Origin of the sequence: Streptococcus sp. ST14, from assembly GCF_046098195.1 — a bacterium.
Taxonomy (GTDB): Bacteria; Bacillota; Bacilli; order Lactobacillales; family Streptococcaceae; genus Streptococcus.
This window is the reverse complement of sequence record NZ_JBJUSF010000006.1, coordinates 22,664-43,201: the sequence shown is the minus strand read 5'-3', so window position 1 is coordinate 43,201 and position 20,538 is coordinate 22,664. Positions and strand designations below refer to the sequence as shown.

Below are 20,538 nucleotides of genomic sequence, written 5' to 3'. Positions count from 1 at the left end.
CTTTATTTATTTAAATATTTTTCCTTAACATAGTATCCAGCAAATGCTCCTAAGGCTCCACAAATTAGTACAAATAGTGTTTTGAAAAAGCCAAAGGATAAGATAAAGCAAGCGAGAATGACACCTACTAAACCTGCAATGATTGGATACTGGTATTTTTTAAACCATTCCATTTTTACTTCCTTACTTTACACGACTAACAGTCTTTTTGGTCGTTTTTTGAGGTTCAACTTCTTTAACTTTAACTTCAAGTTTTACCTCACGTTCAATACCAAAGAACTGCTTTAATCCATGAGTTATTTCATTCTGAATGACTAGACATCGATTTGAGATGTTGTCTGAAGGAAGAATTTTACCTTCTACAGTAACGAAACATTTATTTTTGCGGCTATTTACATGGACCGTTGGTTCTTTCATCAACTGATGATCAATAACCAAACATCGAACAAAGCCTTCGATAGCTGAATTTTTTAGTTTTAATGTATCTTCTTGAGTCTCTAATTGAATCTCTAAATACTGTTTAGGATAGAAGAGTATTACTAGCATTGAAATTAACACTAAAACAGATAGGACAAGTGTCCCCCAAAAGACATATCTAGCAATCAGAAATTCAGCGTAGAGTTCTCTCCAACTGAATAAGTGGATATCTAAATCACTGACCTGATGATAATCTATGAGAATAGGAAGGAAAATAGCCAAGATTAAAATACAGAAAATAAGTAACAATATTTTCTTTGATTTTGACATATTAAATCCTTTCAAATGAAAAGCTTTAAACCATAATTTTACCCGTCTACAGTATTCAAAATTATGGCTTATCACTTTTAATTTCTTATTAGGTAATGCTTATTTTTTACCAAATAGAAATGAAACGACTGCAACAACAATCACTGCACCTACGATTGACGGAATAATAGCCATTCCAGCCAATGAAGGTCCCCAGCTTCCTAGAAGTGATTGCCCTACAGATGAACCGATAAGACCTGCAAAGATATTTGCAATCAATCCCATTGAACCACCTTTTTTAGTGATTGCACCTGCGGCGAGACCAATAAGACCTCCTACAATAATGGACCACAACATAGTGTATCCTCCTTTTCTATTTCTAAATCAAAGAATCAACATCTTTGATTGAACTAATTATATACTATCTCAACTTGGAAACATAATAGTTCGTCTTAAAAACCGTACTGTAAACATGTACTTTAGATACAGATAAATAAGAAAAGACTGATTCTACTGAGTTTCTAGGTGATGAAGCGATTCTTTTCATAGCAAGCTAAAGTCGTTGTAAGAGGATAAATACACTCTATGTGGTATAATTGCATGAAGATTGAAAGACAATCCTTTAGTTTATTATAAAGAAAGAAAAGTTATACATGAGAGATTTATTATCAAAAAAAAGTCACAGACAATTAGAATTATTAGAATTACTATTTGAAAACAAACGCTGGTTTCATATTTCAGAACTAGCAGAATTATTGCACTGTACGGAACGTTCTGTAAAAGATGACTTGTCCCATGTCAGGTCTTCTTTTCCTGACTTGATATTTCATTCCTCAACAAACGGCATCCGTATCATTAATACCGATGATAGTGATATTGAGATGGTCTATCATCATTTTTTAAGCATTCAACTCACTTTTCAATTTTAGAATTTATCTTCTTTAATGAAGGATGTGATACTGATAGTATTTGCAAAGAGTTTTATATCAGTTCTTCCTCTCTTTATCGTATCATCAGTCACATTAATAAAATTATTAAGAAACAATATCGTTTTGAAATAAGCCTCAATCCAGTTCGAATCACTGGAAATGAGATTGATATCCGTTACTTTTTCGCCCAGTATTTTTCAGAGAAATATTATTTCCTTGAATGGCCCTTTGAAGATTTTTCAGTAGAACCTTTGTGCAAGCTGTTGGCACTGGTCTATAAAGAAACTGCATTTCCAGTCAATTTCGCCACTCAACGAATGTTAAAGTTACTCCTCGTAACAAATTTATACCGAATAAAGTTTGGCCATTTCTTGGAAGTTGAGAAAAATTCTTTTAACAACCAATTGTTGGAATCTTTCATGCAGGCAGAAGGAATCAACGAGATTGTAGCGAGTTTTGATTCTGAATATCATATCTCTTTGAATAAAGAAGTGATCGGTCAACTATTTGTATCCTATTTTCAAAAAATGTTTTTCATAGATGAAGAAGTATTCTTGAACTATGCAAAAACAGACAGCTATGTAAAAAAATCGTATCAGTTATTGGGCGATCTAGTAGATCAGGTATCAAGAGAGTATAATCTTCAAGTAGACAATAAAGACAATCTGATTTGGCATTTGCATAATACAGCACATCTGCATCGCCAGGAATTATCGACAGAGTTTATCCTATTTGATCAAAAAGGTAATACAATCAAGAACTTTCAAAATATTTTCCCTCGCTTTGTTTCAGAGGTGAAGGAAGGGATTGAACATTATCTAGAGGCTTTGGATATGGATCGTAGTTCAATGAAAGTCAATCATTTGACCTATACTTTTATCACCCATAGCAAACACTTGGTGCTAAATCTTTTACAAAATCAACCTAAATTAAAGGTTTTGGTTATGAGTAATTTTGATCAGTATCATGCAAAATCAATAGCTGAGACACTTTCTTACTATTGCAGCAACAATTTTGAACTGGAAGTTTGGAGTGAATTAGAGTTATCACTTGAGTCTCTAAAAGAATCACCATACGACATCATTATTTCTAATTTTATTATTCCTCCTATTGAAAATAAGAGATTGATTTATTCTAATAATGTCAATACAGTCGCTCTCATCTCTTTGCTTAACGCAATGATGTTTATTCGACTAGACGAGTAACTAAGAATAACAAAAAACGCTACATAGCGTTTTTTGTTTTATAAGAAAAGAATTTCCTCTATACTAGACTCAGAATATCCTAAGAACTTAAACAAAAAAGCCCTGAAACCAAGGCTTTTCCTGTTGTATCTAGATGCCCCCTGCATGGATTTGGAAAGAATTTTCATACTGATAGTAATTAAAAATATTGAAATATAAGTGATTTTAGGGAAATACTTTTAGGTATTTTCAATGTCATTATTTAAAAATGGGGCAAAAGTGGGGCAAAATCGAATGGCTCATAAAGGTTCTTGGCATGAACTTATCTGCTGAATTTGACTATGCACCATGGAATCAAAGTGGCTTTGGACCAAGTGCTCTTTTAAAATATTTTAAGTATAAATACCTTGGTTTTGAACCTCAAGATGAAAAAGAACTAGAGCAGTTCAAGGCAATGGAGACCTTCAAAATAGAGCAGAATGCAAAATAGTTTGCTTGCATCAAAGATTGTCTTTTAAGCGTTCTTTTGTGATTTAATAAAAGTTGGTACATGGGTTTTATGGTATACTAGTGTTAAAATATCATTCAGAACAGATAAGTAGGTATATTTATGTCGAGAGCTTTAAAGAAAAAGAAAGCAGTGATTGAAGAACGCTACCACGGCCCTTTGATTACAAATGAAGTTAGTTTAGGTTATATTAAGTTATATCCATGGATTGGTTTGGCATTGAGAGGTTTTATGTATTTGGTTGGAAGTTATGAAGATAATCTAGGTATTTTTAAAGGGCTTTCTTTGCTTTGCGGTGTTGTGAATATATTTGGTATTATCATTTCTTTTATTCCCTATTTGGTAAACGCCTGGAAGACTTTAACATATTATTTAATAGCCCTCACAGTGTTAAGTTTAGTGATAGGTTTAGATTTTATTGGTTTATTAATGGTTATTTCAGACGGAAGTCCTATCGGAGCTAAGGAGATATATCAATCACCTCTCACTCCATTTTATATTATCTTTATATTACTTCTTTTTATCTTTGCATGTGGTCTTTATGCTTGGTATTATCTTCCAAAGAACCAGGGTAAAGTCTGGGCCTTTAATCAAGTAAAAGAAGGAGATAGAAAGAAAACGTGGTGGAATAATTTTTCAATAGCTTTTGCTGGGGCAACAATCATTCCCTCCCTCCTAACCGGTTATATTCAGATTGCTTTTGGTGTTTTATTGGGAATTTTATTGACTTTGACTTTGCCGGCTGTCATGGTAGATGCAGTTTATGCAGCAATTTATATAAGGAAGCATCCTGATTATGAAGAGTTGACTTAAAGAAATTATAAAGACTAAAAAATAATCAATAATTAATTATAGTACTTGCAAAAATCCTTTATTCTAATTTTTTAGATCAAGGATTTTTTGTTATTTCAAAAAAATATATAACAGACTTAAATTATCTTAAAAACGAACTTATACTATCTTATCTTGAAAAATATGTTGCATTATTATAGTATTTATGGTTTGAATTGGTTTTTCAATATGTTTCTCTTGTCAGGATACTCTAAAAAGATTACTTTCTGTTAATCTAATAAATCTTTATTTTCAATTAAGAGTTCTAGTGGAGATTTGTCTCTTGCTACAATAAAACCAGGTTCATATTGGGTATGAAATGTTCTTTTCTGAGAAGTTGGATCAGTATACAACTCTTCTCCATCTTCTGTGTATAGTTGGTTGCCTCTTGTTAGGTAAAGTAAATCCTCTAAGTACTGTCCATCAGTTTGTAGGAATTGTTCGATGTATTTGACCGCTTTTAAGATCTCACTTACTTTATCAGAGTATTCATTCGATTCAAGAACACTCTTTTCTAACCCAATCTCTTTACTAGTTCCAAATAGTTGGGTTGGAGTTGCATTAAAATATTCTGCTATCTTATCCAAATTTGCAAAGGTAGGATAGCTTTTTTGTTTTTCGTAGAGGAGCAAAAGAATTTTTTTACACAAAAAATATATCTTGAGTATCTGTTGATAGAATAAAAGTAGGGAGGACACAAAAAAAGCCCTGATTCCAAGGCTTTTCCTGTTGATTTAGATGCCCCCTGCAGGGCTCGAACCTGCGACCCATAGATTAAGAGTCTACTGCTCTACCAACTGAGCTAAGGAGGCAAAGAAAAAGCTGTATTGGTGCCGAAACTTCACGGTTTGTATTGAACCCGCGCAATTAAGCAGGTGGGCAACTCGCTCTAACTGAAGCTGTTTCCGTGTGAGACGGCCTACATGCTGTTAGAAGACTTTTGTTTCCCTAATAATACAAAAAATAGTCGGTCAACACTTAAGTGTGAAGTCGTACACCACAGCGTTTCTATGTTTATATGATACCACTTTTTCAAAAAAAATCAAGAGGAAAATGCAATTATTTGAAAAGGATTTCACAAGTCCCGTAATTTATCAATGGTTTCCTTGCGTTGCGCTAAAGCCCGTTCGTACTTGCCAGTATCCTCCGGAGTGAAGTAGCGCTGGTCTTTGATTTTTTCGGGCAGATAGTCCTGCTTGACCCAGTTTCCAGGATAGTTGTGCGGATAGAGATAGTTTTGCGCATTCCCTAGTTCCTTGCTTCCATTGTAGTGACCATCGCGCAGGTGTCGAGGGATAGGCAAATGCCCTGATGTTTTGAGATCAGCAAGGGCCTTGTCCATCGCCACATAGGCTGAGTTGGACTTGGGTGAAAGTGCCAAATCAATCACGACATTGGCGATGAGGATGCGAGCTTCTGGGAAGCCAATCTTTTGAGCAGCATCTAGAGCAGTTACAGTATGAATCTGGGCTTCAGGATTGGCCAAACCGATATCTTCATAAGCGATAACGGTCAAGCGACGAGCGAGACTGGGCAGATCACCAGCTTCAATCAAGCGGGCAGCATAGTGGAGACTGGCATCGACATCCGAGCCACGGATGGACTTTTGTAAAGCAGAGAGAACATCATAATGTCCATCTCCATCCTTGTCCATAGTAATATAGCTCCGCTGAAGGCTATTTTCCATGATATCCAGTGTGATATGGCGGATACCCTTGTCATTTTCGGGAGTAGAGAGAACGGCTAAGTCTAGTGAATTAAAGGCAGAACGCAGGTCTCCGTTTGTAGAGGTTGCGATAAAATCAAGGGCATCCTCATCTAGCTCTACTTGGAAATCAAAACCACGCTCAGGGTCAGTTAGAGCGATTTGAATCGCCCCTTTAACATCTTGATTAGACAAGGTTTCTAACTCAAAAATCTGAACACGGCTACGAATGGCAGGAGTGACAGAAAAGAAAGGATTTTCAGTCGTAGCGCCAATCATGATGACCAGACCACTTTCCAAGAGGGGAAGTAGAAAATCTTGCTTGGTTTTGTCAAGTCGATGGATCTCGTCCAGTAGTAGGACCAATCCACCGGAGAATTTAGCTTCTTCCGCGATTTCTTGGAGTCGCTTTTTACTATCAACAGTCGCATTGAAGGTCCGAAAGGCATACTTGGTCGTTCCAGCGATGGCAGAGGCGATACTGGTCTTGCCGATTCCTGGAGGTCCGTAGAGAATCATGGAGGACAGACGATTGGCTTCCACCATGCGACGGATAATTTTTCCAGGTCCGACCAGATGCTCCTGACCGATGACTTGGTCGATGGTTTTGGGGCGCATGCGAAGCGCGAGATTGTCTGGCATAGCAGTCCTTTCTAACATGAATTTCTGATGTATATGTGGTAAGATGGTAGTATCTATTTTAGCATATTTCCGAGCAATCGGGGCGATTAAAGAGTCGCATAGAAAGAGGACAAAATGGCAACATACGGATTTTTAGATGTTTTAGAGGAGGAGTTGGACAAGAACTTTCCCTTTGACTTTGAGATTAGTTGGGACAAGCGCAATCACGCGGTAGAAGTGAGTTTTTTACTAGAAGCGCAAAACGCTGCAGGTGTGGAGATGGTGGATGAGGATGGAGAAGTTTCGTCAGACGATATCCTCTTTGAGGAAGCGGTTCTTTTCTACAATCCTGCCAAGTCAACGGTTAATGCAGAAGACTATTTGACGGTCATCCCTTACCTGCCTAAAAAAGGATTTTCTCGTGAATTTTTAGCTTATTTTGCACTTTTCCTCAAAGATACTGCCGAGGTTGGACTGGATGCCCTTATGGACTTTTTGGAAGACACAGAAGCAGAAGAGTTCGTCATGGAATGGAATCAAGAAGTCTTTGAAGAAGGAAAAGTTGGCTTGGAGGAAGGGGAGTTTTATCCTTACCCGAGGTATTAGGAAGAAGACAAGCTTGATTTGAGTAAATGTAAAGGGGGGTAAATCTTGACAGCGGAAAAAAAATATATTGGTGCTTATAGCCGAGATGCTAGAGACTATTTTTCATTATTGCCGACAGAACGAGAAATAGTAGAGCAGTTGCAGGCTATATACAGAGAAGATAAAGGGCTTTTTGTCTTATGTGGTAACAGAGGATCAGGAAAATCAAGTCTGAAAAATATTTCTTTGGAATTTGATAAAAAGTATAGTTGTGATAAAGATGACAAAGAAATTCTTGTAGTGAATGTGTCTTTTTTCAGTGGTAACAAAGATTTTCATAGAGAAATTTTAATGCAAATTCCTAATGCTATTTCCAAAAGAATGGAGGATATTGAAGACTATCTTGATGGTTTCATTAATGATGATAGAGGGTTTTATCCAACTCTAGAGTATAATGCTGAGGAAAAAGAAAAAAAGTACGATTGGTTAGAACAGGATAAAATAAGAGAAAATTTTTCAACAATACATAGAAGACTGAAAAAAATTGAGAAAAATTTCGAGAATGCTTCAAATATTTATAATGTATGTAACGAGTTATCAAATCAAACTAGTAATTTATTTGAACAGTTTAATCTTTTAAATAAACAGAATAAACTCCAAAACAGTAAGTTTCCTCTGTTTCAAAAAAATCGAGTAGATATTTCAAGTTTTCGAAGAAATATTGACGAACTGTATCATAAGGTTGAGCATTTTGAAAGAAAATCAGTCGAGCTGGTAAAATTGGAGAAATTTTTGTTTATTTCTCAACAACAATGGCAATATTTTGATCTAGAAATAACAAATACAAAGAGGTATTTAGAATCAACTACTTCAGAAGTATCATCCGAGTCATCTATTGATTTAAGTGCTAATATAGGAATAATAAAATCGGGATTTCAATTAAGAGGGAAAATTTCTTCAAGTGATAATGAAGAGTTGTCTCGGGAGTTAAAAAGTATTGTTACTGAGGAGTTAAAAGAGCGTCAGCTACTACGACTTTTAAAAAACATGTCTGAATACTTTAATATTACTTTTTCTATAGATGAATTAGATAAATGTAACACAGCTACAATTATTGATATGATTGATAAAAATAAAAGGTTATTCTTTGATTGTAATGTTTCGACATTGCTAATTACAGATATATCTACTGCAATATCTTTATTGGAAAAATCAGATTATATTTCTGAGCCTAATATTATTGTTGTTCCTGACTTAGGCATTTTAAATTATATTTACAGGGTTAATAAAAAAGGGCTGTCCCTAAGTTATGAGTTTATTAGAATCCTAGATTCCTATTTCATGAATAAAATGAATAATAGGGAATTAAATTACGATAGAAAAGATACTGGTAGGAGAGGTTTTTCAAAAGGATTTGAGCTTTATAAGTTTATGAATACCAATCTTTATAGAGATATAAATCAACTTTATAAACCTATAGTATTAAAGTTTTATTGGGAATTAATTGACTTATTGGCTTTTGTCGGGGAATTATCTAAAGAAGAATATGAACAGTTTGAGAATAGTTTTTTTAATAATAATGATTTGCATTCTTTAAAAGTTAAGTTTATTATTCGTAAAATAATAAAGCAATTAACGTCACAATCTTTTGAATACTCCTTTATTCTCCAAGATAATCGAAGCCAGTATAGACATGATAAATCATTAGAAGAGTTTAACAGTAAGAAATCCGATATTCAAAAATTTTTGCGACAGCTAGCTTTAAACCCAACGATACTTTCAGATGAGATTGCTTTTTTAAAAATTAATCATATAGATTCTCAAACTGAGGAATTTTCAGATTATCTAAAAAAATTGGGTATTGATGATGAAAAGTTTAAAAATATCTTGTTGCAACTATCTGAACCAAGAAAGAAAGTTTTATCCGATGGAATAAGCTGTCGTTTTGTAGAGGAATTTTATGATCCTTCTCAAGGAGTTGATGATGCACGAAATATCGTAAAAAGAGAGAATGTGGTTGGTGTCATTTTATTCTATCCACACGATTATTCGGAGAATGCTAATCCAAATCACCAGCCACTACGAAATGGTATTATTATAACTGTGACTGATTTTGATGAAATTATACTATATCCATACTTAGGTTATATTGGTCTACATTCTCACAAACCATCTTATCTCACAGAATTTAAAAAAGAATTGAGTGATCAAAATATCCTAGTTTACGAAGTAGAAGATGAAAATTTATGGAAAGGATGTTTCGAAAAAGATAATAAAGACCTCAAAGATAAAATTTTTGATGTCTGTAAAAATGAAATAAAAAGATGGCTCTATGAGATGAAATATAAAAGTAATCGATAAATATTTGGACTGAATTATTGATTTATACGATTATGAAGTTAGGAGATATTGTCTCTTCTTGGAGATATTTAATCATTCCGAGTCTAATGAAAATTCTAAAATTATTAGGATATTCATCTTTCTGAACAGGAAGTGACTAGCATCCGAATGCTACGGGATGAGAAACGTTATTATGAAAACTGGTTAGCAGAGTTGGAGAAAGAATTATCCGAAGGAGTCTGATATGGAAATAAAAATTTCTGATTTTACAGGTTGCAAAATTGCCCTCTTTTGTGAGGATAGGATTTTAACTATCTTGCGTGATGATAAGGCAAGTATTCCTTGGCCCAATATGTGGGAATTGCCAGGTGGCGGACGAGAGGGCGATGAAAGTCCTTTTGAGTGCGCGGCGCGTGAAGTTTACGAAGAATTAGGAATTCATCTGACTGAGGATTGCCTGCTTTGGAGTAAGGTGTACCCAAGTATGCTTTTTGAGGGGAAGGAATCCGTCTTTCTAGTTGGAAAATTGGATCAGGAACAGTTTGACAAGATTGTCTTTGGTGATGAAGGGCAGGGATATAGACTGATGAGCATTGAGGAATTTCTTAGCTCAGATAAGGTTGTACCCCAGTTGCAGGATAGAGTGAGGGATTATTTGGAGGAAATGAAGTGGTTTATATAATTGGAACAACGACGTTAAATAAGGAAGTTAAACGCAAACTAAAAACTGGACAATATTCTAGAGAAGAAGCTACATTCATCTATTTGGAATATTTAAAGTTAAAGAAGCAGAGAGAAAGTGGTACGAAAGTAGCTGGGATTTCTATGGCTGTTATTTGGGTATTAATGCTTGCTATACCCTTACTGAGTGGTAGAGGTCTCGTACTGCCCCTTTCAGTATATTTTTTATTTTTGATACTGTTAGCAGGAATTGTTCTATTTGTTTATTATCTTACGTTTGGTATTTTTAAACAGCAGATTCATAGCGCAATGAAAGAACACTACACAGATGTGATTGAAGAATTTAAGGGTCAGTAAAACAGCGTGTGGAAGAGTATAGAAGTACTAGTTGAGAGAGTGTGTATTTGGGGGTAGTAGTATGATTCAGATTTTCCGAGCAGGAGCAGAAGATTTAGAAACCATTATTGCCATTCAAAGGGCTAGCTTTAAGGCTGTCTATGAGAAATATCAAGATGAGTATGATCCCTACCTAGAGGATCGTGAACGAATCAAGTGGAAATTGGTTGAGCGTCCCAATAGTTATTACTACTTTTTGAAAGAAAAGGATGAAAATATCGGATTTTTACGAGTTCAGACCAATGAGGAATTGACGGAGGCTTGGTTGGGAACGGCAGCGATTTTGCCCCAGGATCAAGGAAAAGGTTATGGTTCTGAGGGATTGAGATTACTGGAAAAGGAATTTCCAACGATTAAACAGTGGGATTTGTGTACGGTATTACAGGATGCGGGCATGGTCGCTTTTTATGAAAAAAATGGCTACCGTCAAACCCATATCGAGCCTGAAAAAGAAGGTATGGATATGGTTTACATGAAAAAATTGATTGACAAATAGAAAGGATGGTTCGGTTACATTTCTAAACTGAACCCGCCCTAAACACTGTGCCAAAAAGATAAACTTCTCTTAGACACAAGCGTCTTCAGAGAGTTTCCTATTTTGGCTTTGTGTTTTACGGGCTTGGTATCTTAATGATGGAAACATGGCAAGAGTTAAAAGTAACGGTTAAGCGTGAGGGGGAGGAGCTGGTCTCCAATCTCTTGATTGAGTTAGGTGCCCAAGGTGTTGCGATCGAAGACAGCATGGACTATGTGGGGAATGTCGACCGTTTTGGTGAGATTTTTCCAGAGGTCGAGCAGCAAGAAGAAATCATTGTGACAGCCTACTACCCTGATACGGTTGATGTGGCAGTGGTTGAGGCAGATTTGCAGGCTCGCTTAGAAGAATTGACGGATTTTATGGATTTGGGAGATGTCAAGATGGGCACGACTGCCTTGGCTGAGGAAGACTGGGCTGACAACTGGAAGAAATACTATGAGCCAGCTCGCATCACTCATGATTTGACCATCGTGCCATCTTGGACAGACTATGAGGCGACTGCTGGAGAAAAGATTATCAAGCTGGATCCAGGCATGGCCTTTGGGACTGGGACGCATCCAACGACCAAGATGAGCCTCTTTGCCTTAGAGCAGGTTCTTCGTGGTGGCGAAACGGTGCTAGATGTGGGGACTGGTTCAGGTGTCCTTTCTATTGCCAGCTCACTTCTTGGCGCTAAGGAAATTTTCGCCTATGACCTGGATGATGTGGCGGTTCGGGTGGCTCAGGAAAATATCGAGCTCAACCCTGGCATGGAAAACATCCATGTTGCTGCTGGAGATTTGCTTAAGGGGGTTGAGATTGAGGCAGACGTGATTGTGGCTAATATCTTAGCGGATATTCTCATTCATCTGACAGAGGATGCTTATCGTTTGGTCAAGGATGAAGGCTACCTGATCATGAGTGGCATTATCAAGGACAAGTGGGACATGGTGCGCGAGTCAGCAGAGTCAGCTGGATTTTTCCTTGAAACCCACATGATTCAAGGGGAATGGAATGCCTGTGTCTTTAAGAAAACCAAGGATATTTCCGGTGTGATTGGAGGCTAGCATGCAGCAGTATTTTGTCAAAGGAAGTGCAATCTCTCCTGTCACTATCGAGGACAAGGAAACCAGCAAGCATATGTTTCAGGTCATGCGGCTGAAAGAAGATGATGAAGTAATCTTGGTCTTCAATGATGGTATCAAGCGTTTGGCGCGCGTGCTGGATGTAGAAGCTCGTCAGTTTGAATTGGTTGAAGAATTAGCTGACAATGTGGAACTGCCCGTTCAAGTCACCATCGCATCAGGCTTTCCCAAGGGAGACAAGCTGGAGTTTATCACTCAAAAAGTGACGGAACTGGGTGCCAGCCAAATCTGGGCCTTTCCTGCCGATTGGTCAGTTGCCAAATGGGACGGCAAGAAACTAGGCAAGAAAGTCGAAAAACTAGAAAAAATCGCCCTTGGAGCATCCGAACAAAGCAAACGGAATCTGGTTCCAAGTATCAAACTTTTCGAGAAAAAAGCAGATTTTCTAACCCAGCTGGACCAGTTTGACTCTATCGTAGTGGCCTATGAAGAATCAGCAAAAGAAGGAGAAACCGCTGCGCTCTTACAAGTAGTTGCTGGTCTTGAAAAGGGAGCCAAATTGCTCTTTATCTTTGGTCCAGAAGGCGGTCTCTCATCTGCAGAAATCGAAAGTTTTGAAGCTAAAGGAGCCGTCTTGGCAGGCCTAGGACCTCGCATCTTGCGAGCAGAAACAGCGCCGCTTTACGCCTTATCTGCCCTTAGTGTTTTAGTTGAATTAGAGAAATAAGAGGAAGAAAATGGAACAAAAACACCGTTCAGAATTTCCCGAAAAGGAACTTTGGGATTTAACAGCCCTATACCAAGACCGTGAGGATTTCTTGCGAGCAATCGAAAAGACTCGCGAAGATATCAACCAATTTAGCCGTGATTACAAGGGTAATCTTCACACTTTTGAGGATTTCGAGAAGGCCTTTGCGGAATTGGAGCAAATCTATATCCAGATGAGTCATATCGGCAATTACGCCTTTATGCCTCAGACGACAGACTATAGCAATGAAGAGTTCGCCAATATCGCCCAAGCTGGGATGGAATTTGAAACAGATGCCAGTGTAGCCTTGACTTTCTTTGACGATGCCTTAGTCGCTGCAGATGAGGAAGTCTTGGATCATTTGGGTGAATTGCCTCACTTGACGGCAGCCATTCGTCAGGCAAAAATCAAAAAAGCCCACTACCTAGGGGCGGATGTGGAGAAGGCCTTGACCAATCTGGGAGAAGTCTTCTACAGTCCACAGGACATTTATACTAAGATGCGAGCTGGGGACTTTGAAATGGCTGACTTTGAAGCCCATGGTAAGACCTACAAAAATAGCTTTGTGACCTATGAAAATTTCTACCAAAACCACGAGGACGCTGAGGTTCGTGAGAAATCTTTCCGCTCCTTCTCAGAAGGACTTCGTAAGCACCAGAATACAGCTGCGGCAGCCTACTTAGCTCAGGTCAAGTCTGAGAAATTGTTGGCAGATATGAAGGGCTACGACTCAGTCTTTGATTATCTCCTAGCTGAGCAAGAAGTGGACCGTGCTATGTTTGATTGTCAGATTGATCTCATCATGAAGGATTTTGCGCCAGTTGCTCAGAGATACCTCAAGCATGTTGCCAAGGTCAATGGTCTTGAAAAGATGACCTTTGCAGACTGGAAATTGGACTTGGACAGCGCCCTGAATCCTGAAGTGACTATTGCCGATGCCTATGATTTGGTCATGAAGTCAGTAGAACCTTTGGGGCAAGAATATTGTCAGGAAGTTGCTCGCTATCAAGAAGAGCGCTGGGTGGACTTCGCTGCTAATAGTGGCAAGGATTCTGGTGGTTATGCGGCGGATCCATATCGCGTGCACCCTTATGTCCTCATGAGCTGGACAGGTCGTTTGAGCGATGTCTATACCTTGATTCATGAAATCGGGCATTCTGGTCAATTCATCTTTTCTGACAATCACCAAAGTTACTTCAATGCCCACATGTCAACCTACTATGTCGAAGCGCCATCAACCTTCAATGAATTGCTTCTCAGTGACTACTTGGAGCACCAATCGGACGACCCACGTCAAAAACGATTTGCCCTTGCCCACCGCTTAACAGATACCTACTTCCATAATTTCATCACCCACCTCTTGGAAGCAGCCTTCCAGCGTAAGGTTTATACATTGATTGAAGAAGGGGAAACCTTTGGAGCAAGCAAGCTCAACAGCATTATGAAGGAAGTTTTGACAGATTTCTGGGGAGATGCTATTGAGATTGATGACGATGCAGCCTTGACTTGGATGCGCCAAGCTCACTACTACATGGGCTTGTATAGCTACACCTACTCTGCTGGCCTTGTCATCTCAACAGCTGGTTACCTTCATCTGAAACATTCAGAAACCGGAGCTGAAGATTGGATCAATCTCCTTAAATCAGGTGGTAGTAAGACACCGCTTGAGTCAGCCATGATTATCGGAGCGGATATCTCAACAGACAAACCACTCCGTGATACCATCCAATTCTTGTCTGATACAGTTGACCAGATTATTGCCTACAGTGCTGAGTTGGGAGAGTAAGGGTATCCAGTGTCGGATTTAAGACGGTTTATCGATAAGATGAATACACAAAAATCACCTGTTTGAGGTGATTTTTTTATGCTTTAAAGATTTATTCAAATTTTCCTTTATTGGCCTCATTTGAAGCCTTCATGCTAATTTGTAAAAGGTTGGCGAGATTTTCATTATCAAGGCTAGCTTCTCCATTATTATCCACTTTTATGGCGAGGTAATGAGTGTTGCGATCAAGATAATCCATTCCCTCTAAATCGACATAGTTATTTGCTTTAAAATCAAGCGCCGCTAATTGATAAACAAATCGAATATTTAGAGCTTTAGCATAGTCTGTTTCAAGAACCTTTTGTTGTTCTTCTACCAGTCCTTGAAAGAATTCGAGATTGTCTGTGTGATAGGATGCTTTGACTTCATATTGGTAAGTATCTACAGCTGGGGATATAAATTTCAAATAAACCAAGTCGCCTTCTACCTTATAGTCCTCAAGAGTATAGGCACCTGCTTTTCCTAATGCATTGGTGTTGACCTTGAAAAACATTGGTGCATAAATTTTCAGAGGATATTTTTCTCCCTTATACTCAAAGATGGTATCATTTGAAAAATTCGGACGGATTTTAGTTAACTCAGGGACTAAATATTCGTTCCAAATCTTATCAAATAACTCTTCTTGATTGCTAGCACCCGCTGATTTCACAACTAGGTCAAAATTTTCTTGATTGACAAAGACAGCATCCACTAATTTGAGGGCTGTTTGAACCTTAGGATCCGAAATTTCCTTTTTCTTTTTTTCAAGATTCTCAGCCGCCTCTTTCGTGCGATCTAAAGTTTTATTAAATTGACTGCCACTGTTGGTTTCAACAAAGGTTCTCTCATAGTTGGTAGGTTCAACTTTAGCATTCCAGTCAAATGAAGCAGCAGGACCAGTTACATCTTTCTTATGGTAGGTTGTTGTCTCTGTATTTGTAGTACCTTCTGTATTGCTTGTAGCAGTGGTTGATGGTTTAGATGAACAGCCGATGAGGCCAAATGCTAAAATCGTTGCAGTGGTTAGAAAATAAACTCTAAACTTTTTTCTCATGGTAGTCTCCTTTTCCAAAAACGTTTATTGTATAGTATCAATTATACCATTCTCTACATTTTTTTGTATGATTTATTAGAAAAAGCTTTTATTGATGACTGCATACTTTTAAGCAAGTATTTGAAAGCTTCCAACATTCTTGAAGGATAATCTCCAAAGGATTTTTATCAATTTTTACTTGTAATAGTCTTTAATAGAAATTCAGTGGGTTTTCAAGAATATTTTCCAATCAAATTTCTTGAAACCCTTTCCTCCTTCTGATAGACTAATACATAGTTTAAAAAAAGGAGACTTATCATGAAAAAATTTGTTGCTGAATTAATCGGTACATTTATGCTTGTGTTCATCGGAACAGGAGCTGTTGTTTTTGGGAATGGTGTTGAAGGTCTTGGACACCTTGGAATTGCTTTTGCCTTTGGTTTGGCAATTGTAGTCGCAGCTTTCTCAATCGGAACTGTTTCGGGTGCTCACTTGAACCCAGCTGTTTCGATCGCTATGTTTGTAAACAAACGTTTGTCATCTTCAGAGCTTGTAAACTACATCCTTGGACAAGTAGTTGGAGCTTTCCTTGCGTCAGCGGCAGTATTCTTCCTCTTGTCTAACTCAGGCATGTCAACTGCTAGTCTTGGTGAAAATGCCTTGGCAAACGGTGTCACCGTCTTTGGTGGTTTCTTGTTTGAAGTCATCGCAACTTTCTTGTTTGTTTTGGTTATCATGACTGTAACATCAGCAAGCAAAGGAAATGGCGCGATTGCTGGTTTGGTAATCGGTTTGTCCTTGATGGCTATGATCCTTGTAGGATTGAACATCACTGGCCTTTCAGTAAACCCAGCTCGTAGTTTGGCTCCAGCTGTCTTGGTTGGTGGTGCAGCTCTTGAACAAGTTTGGATTTTCATCCTGGCTCCAATCGTTGGTGGTGTTCTTGCAGCTCTTGTTGCGAAAAACTGCCTTGGAACAGAAGAATAAGAAACAAAAAAGAGTCCTGTTCTCAGTTTGAGGAACAGGGCTTTTTCTATGCAAACAAAAAGCACTCCCTTTTTGAATGGGAGTGTTTCCTGATTAGCTCAATTCAGCAACGATGGCTTTGATTTGTTCTGCAGTGTGTACTCCAGCAACTTGTTTCACCACTTGGCCGTCTTTTTTGAAGAGAAGGGTTGGGATAGACATGATTCCAAAGGCACGAGCTGTGTTTGGATTTTCATCAACGTCCATTTTGACGATTTTCAAGACATCTTCTGAAAGTTCTTCAGACAATTTATCCAAGATTGGACCTTGCATACGACATGGACCACACCAAGTTGCCCAGAAGTCTACTAAGACTAAACCGTCTTTTGTTTCTTGTTCGAATGTTGCATCTGTAATTGCTTTTGCCATTGTATTTCTCCTTTTTTAGTTATATTGGCTTAAATCTTGTTTCATGAGATAGAAGAAGACATCTCCATAAGTCCCATGATAGTCCAAATCATGACCGTTGTAAGTTAATTTTTGGACTGGGTAGTAGTCTGCGACGCCGATAAGGCAAGCTTGTTGTGAACGATCAAAGTCGTCATAAGATTCGAACGTTATAGTTCTTTCGTTCTTGCTGGCATCTAGATAGGTAATTTCAATCATTTTAAAAACTCCTTTGTTTAATGATGACTTTATTTTACTCCTTGTAAAAGAGAATGTCAAGAAAAATGATTGCGCACGCAACTTTTTTCTAAAATCATCTTAAATCAAGAAATCCAAACCTGTTTCCAAGCTTTCTTCGACAGCCTTCTGTAGAGAGGCCAGTGTCTTTTGCCCATCACTTGTCAGGCAGATAAAGCTAGAACGTCTATCTTGATCACAACACATGCGACTAAGTAGACCGCAATTTTTGGCTTCCAAGCGAGCCACCATCCGAGAAACAGCGCTCGGGCTCAGATGAAGTTTATCTGGCAGGTCAATCTGGCGTAGAGATTTTTCTTGGGCCAAGTCCAGATAGTAGAGCAGGTAAAACTCTTTCAAGGTCAGACTTTGGTCACTCTGCTGGGCAATGGTCTCTTCCAAGAGACCTTCAATTTCTTTCTGACGACGATTGAAATCAAACCACTTTTCCAAATAGCTCATTGCTTTCTCCTTTCTTTTCAAAGTAAAATCACAAAGTCATTACTGACTGTCTCTACAACACAAGATGATTGCGCATGCAATGATTATACTACTTTTAACTAATCCTTGCAAGAGAGAAGAATTGCGATATTTCCTTGAAATTTTCTGAAAAAAGAGTAAACTGGTATGCAAGAAGTCTATTTCGTGGAGTTTAGGATGAAATTATATGTTCAATTAATGATTCTCTTTGTGATTTCTCTTATCGGAGAGGGAATTTCTAGTTTCTTTCATCTGCCCATCCCAGGCAGTATTATCGGTTTGATTATTCTCTTTCTAGCCTTACAGTTCAAGTGGCTAAGGACCAGACATGTCAACATGGTTGGAAATTTCTTGCTGGCCAATATGACCATTCTCTTTTTGCCGCCAGCAGTGGGTATCATGGAAAAGTTTGATGTGATTGCTCCCTATCTTTTGCCTATCGTCTTGATTGTCTTTTTTGCGGCTGTCATTAACATTGTCCTAATAGCTCTAGTGGTACAGTTTATCAAGAGACGGTTTGAGGGAGATTATGAGAAAGGAGATGCCAAATGAGCGAATTTGTATCCAATCCTTTGTTTGGGATTGCTCTGTCTATCCTAGCTTATCTAGTGGGAATGCTGATTTACAGACGTTTTCCCCATCCATTGACAACGCCCCTGCTTTTGTCGGCTATTTTTATCATTATTTTCCTTAAGGCGACGGGGATTTCTTATCAAGATTATTACCAAGGTGGGGTTTATCTGAACAACTTGATAGTCCCATCGACAGTGGCTCTAGGGATTCCGCTTTATAAGAGCTTTCACTTGATGAAGCACCATGCGCGGAGTATTCTCTTTGGTAGTCTGCTAGCAGTAGTTGTCAACACTAGCTTCACTGCCATAGTGGCGAAAATCTTTGGCATGGATTTTTTCCTAGCCATTTCTCTCTTTCCCAAGTCAGTGACAACTGCCATGGCAGTGGGAATCACAGAAAAATTGCAAGGTTTGACGACTGTGACCTTGGTCGTCGTAGTAGCGACTGGGATCTTGACCAGTGTAATCGGACCAACCCTTTTGAAGTGGTTGAAGATTGACGATCCAGTGGCTGTCGGACTCTCCCTTGGAGGGACAGGTCATGCTGTCGGAACGGGTACGGCCTTTCGATATGGTTCTGTAGCAGGAGCCATGGGTGGCCTGGCTATCGGTGTCACTGGAATTCTTTATGTTTTTGTCAGCCCTCTTGTAGCCAGCTTGATATTGAGTTAAAGAAAAACCCAGCTTTCTAGCTGGGCATTTTTTATTGCAAATTGACCTTGTTTTTCAAGATATAGTAGGTACCGAGATAGTAGATAGCTGATAAAAAGAGATCGCGCAGAATTTCTGTACTAGCTATCACGTTAAAGTCATTATCAACTCTGAAGAAGAAAGTGATATAACCAATAACGATGGAAATAACGATATAGGCTAGAATCCCCATAGCTGTTCGATACTCATTAAAGAGTTGTCCGATAGAGATGGAGAGGTAAATGGATAAAATCCATGCGATCGAACCTACAAACAGTGATAGGGCATACAGCCAGCCGTAGCTGAGGTAAGGGGAAATGAAGTTATAGAGGGCAGTGAAGTCTTTTTCTATTGGTGTTAAGAAGAAGATAATCAATATACTCAAGATAAAGACGATATAGCTTAAGATGGACCAGACAAGGCCACCTAAAAGTTTTGCGGTGATGATTTGGTGCTCAGAGACAGGCAAGGTCAGGGTCAAGTACCCTTGGCGGTCATAAACACTTCCTTTGAATCTTCGGATGATTAAAAAGATCGTCGCAATCCAAAGCGTGACGCTGAGTCCTCCAAAGACTAGTACTAAAAAGAAGATGAAATAAGCAGCATTGTTAGGATTGTAACTCTGGCTAAGGCTGCTAATAAAAGCTCCAATCAAAACTGAAATTGCAAGCACAGCACCGTAGAGTGCCAGATACCATTTATTGACATTTTTAAATTCATAACGAACTAGATTCCAAAACATAATAATCTCCTTTGCTTAGGCTTTAAATTCCTGGCGGAAGAGCTGGTCAATTGATTCACCTGACTCGTAACGAATATCATCAACATTTCCTTGGCGGACGACTTTCCCGTCTTTGAGGAAGATGATCTCATCCAAGATTGGCTCAATATCTGAAATCAAGTGGGTTGAAATCAGCACCGTAGAAGTTGGTGAGTAGTTGTTGATGATGGTATTGAGGATATAATCACGGGCCGCCGGATCCACACCTCCGATTGGTTCGTCAAGAACGTAGAGGCGGGCTTCACGGCTCATAACCAGGATGAGTTGGACCTTTTCCTTATTTCCTTTTGACAGTTTCTTGAGGCGGCTGTTTTCATCAATACCGAGATCGGCTAAAAGGTGTTGGGCTCTTTCGAGGTTGAAATCCTGATAGAAGGTTTTAAAATAGATTAGAGCATCCTTAACCTTCATCTCTTCATTGAGGTAGGTTGTATCTGGTAGGTAGGAGACGATCGCCTTGGTAGCAGGACTTGGATCCTGTCCGTTAATGAGGACACGTCCTTTATTTGGTTGAAGGAGGCCATTGATCAGTTTGATTAGGGTTGTTTTTCCGGATCCGTTTGGTCCAAGGAGCCCGACAATCTTTCCGGCTGAGATCTCTAGTGAGATATTGTCAAGTGCCGCGGTTGCTCCATATGATTTTGTTACATTTTCAAGTGCTAGTAGTGTCAT

Annotated in this window: 24 protein-coding genes, 1 tRNA gene and 1 pseudogene; 14 read left to right on the top strand and 12 right to left on the bottom strand. The window is 38.5% G+C overall.

Annotated features, from left to right (window positions below; all coding sequences use genetic code 11):
* Positions 1-2: 2 nt before the first annotated feature.
* The 3 genes from ACIY19_RS03240 to ACIY19_RS03230 form a co-directional block, all read right to left on the bottom strand.
* On the bottom strand, positions 3-173 hold the full coding sequence (locus ACIY19_RS03240) for a DUF2273 domain-containing protein (protein ID WP_000454669.1): 171 nt from the start codon (positions 171-173) through the stop codon (positions 3-5).
* A gap of 10 nt (positions 174-183) precedes the next feature.
* Positions 184-747 (bottom strand): alkaline shock response membrane anchor protein AmaP, encoded by a 564-nt coding sequence (gene amaP, locus ACIY19_RS03235; protein WP_409002681.1) that lies wholly within the window; start codon positions 745-747, stop codon positions 184-186.
* A gap of 99 nt (positions 748-846) precedes the next feature.
* Positions 847-1,083: a GlsB/YeaQ/YmgE family stress response membrane protein gene (locus ACIY19_RS03230; protein WP_033630119.1), complete on the bottom strand. Its 237-nt coding sequence runs from the start codon at positions 1,081-1,083 to the stop codon at positions 847-849.
* A gap of 296 nt (positions 1,084-1,379) precedes the next feature.
* Between ACIY19_RS03230 and ACIY19_RS03225 the strand changes: the two are divergent.
* The 3 genes and pseudogenes from ACIY19_RS03225 to ACIY19_RS03215 all read left to right on the top strand — a co-directional run bounded on the left by ACIY19_RS03225 (position 1,380) and on the right by ACIY19_RS03215 (position 4,160).
* Positions 1,380-2,860, top strand: a pseudogene (locus tag ACIY19_RS03225) (M protein trans-acting positive regulator PRD domain-containing protein).
* A 247-nt stretch (positions 2,861-3,107) separates the two neighbouring features.
* Positions 3,108-3,329 carry an immunity protein YezG family protein gene (locus tag ACIY19_RS03220; protein WP_002893437.1) on the top strand — a complete coding sequence of 74 codons (222 nt, stop codon included), beginning with the start codon at positions 3,108-3,110 and terminating at the stop codon, positions 3,327-3,329.
* Positions 3,330-3,449: 120 nt separating this feature from the next.
* Complete coding sequence (locus ACIY19_RS03215) at positions 3,450-4,160, top strand: hypothetical protein (RefSeq protein ID WP_000085250.1); 711 nt, start codon at positions 3,450-3,452, stop codon at positions 4,158-4,160.
* A 248-nt stretch (positions 4,161-4,408) separates the two neighbouring features.
* Here ACIY19_RS03215 and ACIY19_RS03210 read toward each other — a convergent pair whose 3' ends face one another.
* From ACIY19_RS03210 to ACIY19_RS03200, 3 genes are all read right to left on the bottom strand, one after another.
* Positions 4,409-4,837, bottom strand: coding sequence for an XRE family transcriptional regulator (locus tag ACIY19_RS03210; RefSeq protein ID WP_329524706.1), 429 nt, complete (start codon positions 4,835-4,837; stop codon positions 4,409-4,411).
* Between the two features lie 80 nt (positions 4,838-4,917).
* Positions 4,918-4,990: transfer RNA gene (locus tag ACIY19_RS03205), tRNA-Lys, on the bottom strand.
* Positions 4,991-5,253: 263 nt separating this feature from the next.
* A complete protein-coding gene (locus ACIY19_RS03200; RefSeq protein WP_001113201.1) occupies positions 5,254-6,525 on the bottom strand; it encodes a replication-associated recombination protein A in 1,272 nt (423 codons plus the stop codon).
* A 114-nt stretch (positions 6,526-6,639) separates the two neighbouring features.
* On the opposite strand from ACIY19_RS03200, the gene ACIY19_RS03195 reads away from it, so the two are divergent.
* The 8 genes from ACIY19_RS03195 to pepF all read left to right on the top strand — a co-directional run bounded on the left by ACIY19_RS03195 (position 6,640) and on the right by pepF (position 14,642).
* On the top strand, positions 6,640-7,110 hold the full coding sequence (locus tag ACIY19_RS03195) for a DUF3013 family protein (protein WP_000257096.1): 471 nt from the start codon (positions 6,640-6,642) through the stop codon (positions 7,108-7,110).
* Between the two features lie 45 nt (positions 7,111-7,155).
* Positions 7,156-9,450 (top strand): hypothetical protein, encoded by a 2,295-nt coding sequence (locus tag ACIY19_RS03190; RefSeq protein ID WP_000123176.1) that lies wholly within the window; start codon positions 7,156-7,158, stop codon positions 9,448-9,450.
* 223 nt (positions 9,451-9,673) lie between these two features.
* Positions 9,674-10,111, top strand: coding sequence for an NUDIX hydrolase (locus tag ACIY19_RS03185; RefSeq protein ID WP_000403242.1), 438 nt, complete (start codon positions 9,674-9,676; stop codon positions 10,109-10,111).
* Positions 10,099-10,467 (top strand): hypothetical protein, encoded by a 369-nt coding sequence (locus ACIY19_RS03180; protein ID WP_000262535.1) that lies wholly within the window; start codon positions 10,099-10,101, stop codon positions 10,465-10,467. The genes ACIY19_RS03185 and ACIY19_RS03180 overlap by 13 nt, the downstream gene beginning before the upstream one ends.
* A gap of 61 nt (positions 10,468-10,528) precedes the next feature.
* Positions 10,529-11,002 (top strand): GNAT family N-acetyltransferase, encoded by a 474-nt coding sequence (locus ACIY19_RS03175; RefSeq protein WP_000614497.1) that lies wholly within the window; start codon positions 10,529-10,531, stop codon positions 11,000-11,002.
* A gap of 137 nt (positions 11,003-11,139) precedes the next feature.
* Positions 11,140-12,090, top strand: a complete 951-nt coding sequence (gene prmA, locus ACIY19_RS03170) for a 50S ribosomal protein L11 methyltransferase (protein ID WP_025168851.1) — start codon at positions 11,140-11,142, stop codon at positions 12,088-12,090.
* A gap of 1 nt (position 12,091) precedes the next feature.
* Positions 12,092-12,835 carry a 16S rRNA (uracil(1498)-N(3))-methyltransferase gene (locus ACIY19_RS03165; RefSeq protein ID WP_409002680.1) on the top strand — a complete coding sequence of 248 codons (744 nt, stop codon included), beginning with the start codon at positions 12,092-12,094 and terminating at the stop codon, positions 12,833-12,835.
* A 10-nt stretch (positions 12,836-12,845) separates the two neighbouring features.
* Positions 12,846-14,642, top strand: a complete 1,797-nt coding sequence (gene pepF, locus ACIY19_RS03160) for an oligoendopeptidase F (protein ID WP_409002679.1) — start codon at positions 12,846-12,848, stop codon at positions 14,640-14,642.
* Between the two features lie 91 nt (positions 14,643-14,733).
* Here the strand turns inward: pepF and ACIY19_RS03155 are convergent, their stop codons facing one another.
* Positions 14,734-15,714: a hypothetical protein gene (locus ACIY19_RS03155; RefSeq protein ID WP_409002678.1), complete on the bottom strand. Its 981-nt coding sequence runs from the start codon at positions 15,712-15,714 to the stop codon at positions 14,734-14,736.
* A 297-nt stretch (positions 15,715-16,011) separates the two neighbouring features.
* On the opposite strand from ACIY19_RS03155, the gene ACIY19_RS03150 reads away from it, so the two are divergent.
* Positions 16,012-16,680, top strand: coding sequence for an MIP/aquaporin family protein (locus ACIY19_RS03150; RefSeq protein ID WP_000714829.1), 669 nt, complete (start codon positions 16,012-16,014; stop codon positions 16,678-16,680).
* Between the two features lie 93 nt (positions 16,681-16,773).
* Here ACIY19_RS03150 and trxA read toward each other — a convergent pair whose 3' ends face one another.
* From trxA to ACIY19_RS03135, 3 genes are all read right to left on the bottom strand, one after another.
* Positions 16,774-17,088 carry a thioredoxin gene (trxA, locus tag ACIY19_RS03145; RefSeq protein ID WP_001029581.1) on the bottom strand — a complete coding sequence of 105 codons (315 nt, stop codon included), beginning with the start codon at positions 17,086-17,088 and terminating at the stop codon, positions 16,774-16,776.
* A 15-nt stretch (positions 17,089-17,103) separates the two neighbouring features.
* On the bottom strand, positions 17,104-17,325 hold the full coding sequence (locus ACIY19_RS03140) for a DUF4649 family protein (RefSeq protein ID WP_049520424.1): 222 nt from the start codon (positions 17,323-17,325) through the stop codon (positions 17,104-17,106).
* 99 nt (positions 17,326-17,424) lie between these two features.
* On the bottom strand, positions 17,425-17,805 hold the full coding sequence (locus ACIY19_RS03135) for a MarR family transcriptional regulator (RefSeq protein WP_000120821.1): 381 nt from the start codon (positions 17,803-17,805) through the stop codon (positions 17,425-17,427).
* Positions 17,806-18,000: 195 nt separating this feature from the next.
* On the opposite strand from ACIY19_RS03135, the gene ACIY19_RS03130 reads away from it, so the two are divergent.
* Positions 18,001-18,375 (top strand): CidA/LrgA family protein, encoded by a 375-nt coding sequence (locus ACIY19_RS03130; protein WP_038805625.1) that lies wholly within the window; start codon positions 18,001-18,003, stop codon positions 18,373-18,375.
* Positions 18,372-19,067 (top strand): LrgB family protein, encoded by a 696-nt coding sequence (locus ACIY19_RS03125; protein ID WP_409002677.1) that lies wholly within the window; start codon positions 18,372-18,374, stop codon positions 19,065-19,067. The genes ACIY19_RS03130 and ACIY19_RS03125 overlap by 4 nt, the downstream gene beginning before the upstream one ends.
* 31 nt (positions 19,068-19,098) lie before the next feature.
* On the opposite strand, the gene ACIY19_RS03120 is transcribed toward ACIY19_RS03125, so the two are convergent.
* Positions 19,099-19,827, bottom strand: coding sequence for a hypothetical protein (locus tag ACIY19_RS03120; RefSeq protein WP_409002676.1), 729 nt, complete (start codon positions 19,825-19,827; stop codon positions 19,099-19,101).
* Between the two features lie 15 nt (positions 19,828-19,842).
* Positions 19,843-20,538: an ABC transporter ATP-binding protein gene (locus ACIY19_RS03115; protein WP_409002675.1), complete on the bottom strand. Its 696-nt coding sequence runs from the start codon at positions 20,536-20,538 to the stop codon at positions 19,843-19,845.

Coding starts and splice junctions, on each gene's coding strand:
- ACIY19_RS03240 (WP_000454669.1), bottom strand. CDS start 173: ATGGAATGGTTTAAAAAATACCAGTATCCAATCATTGCAGGTTTAGTA.
- amaP (WP_409002681.1), bottom strand. CDS start 747: ATGTCAAAATCAAAGAAAATATTGTTACTTATTTTCTGTATTTTAATC.
- ACIY19_RS03230 (WP_033630119.1), bottom strand. CDS start 1,083: ATGTTGTGGTCCATTATTGTAGGAGGTCTTATTGGTCTCGCCGCAGGT.
- ACIY19_RS03220 (WP_002893437.1), top strand. CDS start 3,108: ATGGGGCAAAAGTGGGGCAAAATCGAATGGCTCATAAAGGTTCTTGGC.
- ACIY19_RS03215 (WP_000085250.1), top strand. CDS start 3,450: ATGTCGAGAGCTTTAAAGAAAAAGAAAGCAGTGATTGAAGAACGCTAC.
- ACIY19_RS03200 (WP_001113201.1), bottom strand. CDS start 6,525: ATGCCAGACAATCTCGCGCTTCGCATGCGCCCCAAAACCATCGACCAA.
- ACIY19_RS03195 (WP_000257096.1), top strand. CDS start 6,640: ATGGCAACATACGGATTTTTAGATGTTTTAGAGGAGGAGTTGGACAAG.
- ACIY19_RS03185 (WP_000403242.1), top strand. CDS start 9,674: ATGGAAATAAAAATTTCTGATTTTACAGGTTGCAAAATTGCCCTCTTT.
- ACIY19_RS03175 (WP_000614497.1), top strand. CDS start 10,529: ATGATTCAGATTTTCCGAGCAGGAGCAGAAGATTTAGAAACCATTATT.
- prmA (WP_025168851.1), top strand. CDS start 11,140: ATGGAAACATGGCAAGAGTTAAAAGTAACGGTTAAGCGTGAGGGGGAG.
- ACIY19_RS03165 (WP_409002680.1), top strand. CDS start 12,092: ATGCAGCAGTATTTTGTCAAAGGAAGTGCAATCTCTCCTGTCACTATC.
- pepF (WP_409002679.1), top strand. CDS start 12,846: ATGGAACAAAAACACCGTTCAGAATTTCCCGAAAAGGAACTTTGGGAT.
- ACIY19_RS03155 (WP_409002678.1), bottom strand. CDS start 15,714: ATGAGAAAAAAGTTTAGAGTTTATTTTCTAACCACTGCAACGATTTTA.
- ACIY19_RS03150 (WP_000714829.1), top strand. CDS start 16,012: ATGAAAAAATTTGTTGCTGAATTAATCGGTACATTTATGCTTGTGTTC.
- trxA (WP_001029581.1), bottom strand. CDS start 17,088: ATGGCAAAAGCAATTACAGATGCAACATTCGAACAAGAAACAAAAGAC.
- ACIY19_RS03140 (WP_049520424.1), bottom strand. CDS start 17,325: ATGATTGAAATTACCTATCTAGATGCCAGCAAGAACGAAAGAACTATA.
- ACIY19_RS03135 (WP_000120821.1), bottom strand. CDS start 17,805: ATGAGCTATTTGGAAAAGTGGTTTGATTTCAATCGTCGTCAGAAAGAA.
- ACIY19_RS03130 (WP_038805625.1), top strand. CDS start 18,001: ATGAAATTATATGTTCAATTAATGATTCTCTTTGTGATTTCTCTTATC.
- ACIY19_RS03125 (WP_409002677.1), top strand. CDS start 18,372: ATGAGCGAATTTGTATCCAATCCTTTGTTTGGGATTGCTCTGTCTATC.
- ACIY19_RS03120 (WP_409002676.1), bottom strand. CDS start 19,827: ATGTTTTGGAATCTAGTTCGTTATGAATTTAAAAATGTCAATAAATGG.
- ACIY19_RS03115 (WP_409002675.1), bottom strand. CDS start 20,538: ATGACACTACTAGCACTTGAAAATGTAACAAAATCATATGGAGCAACC.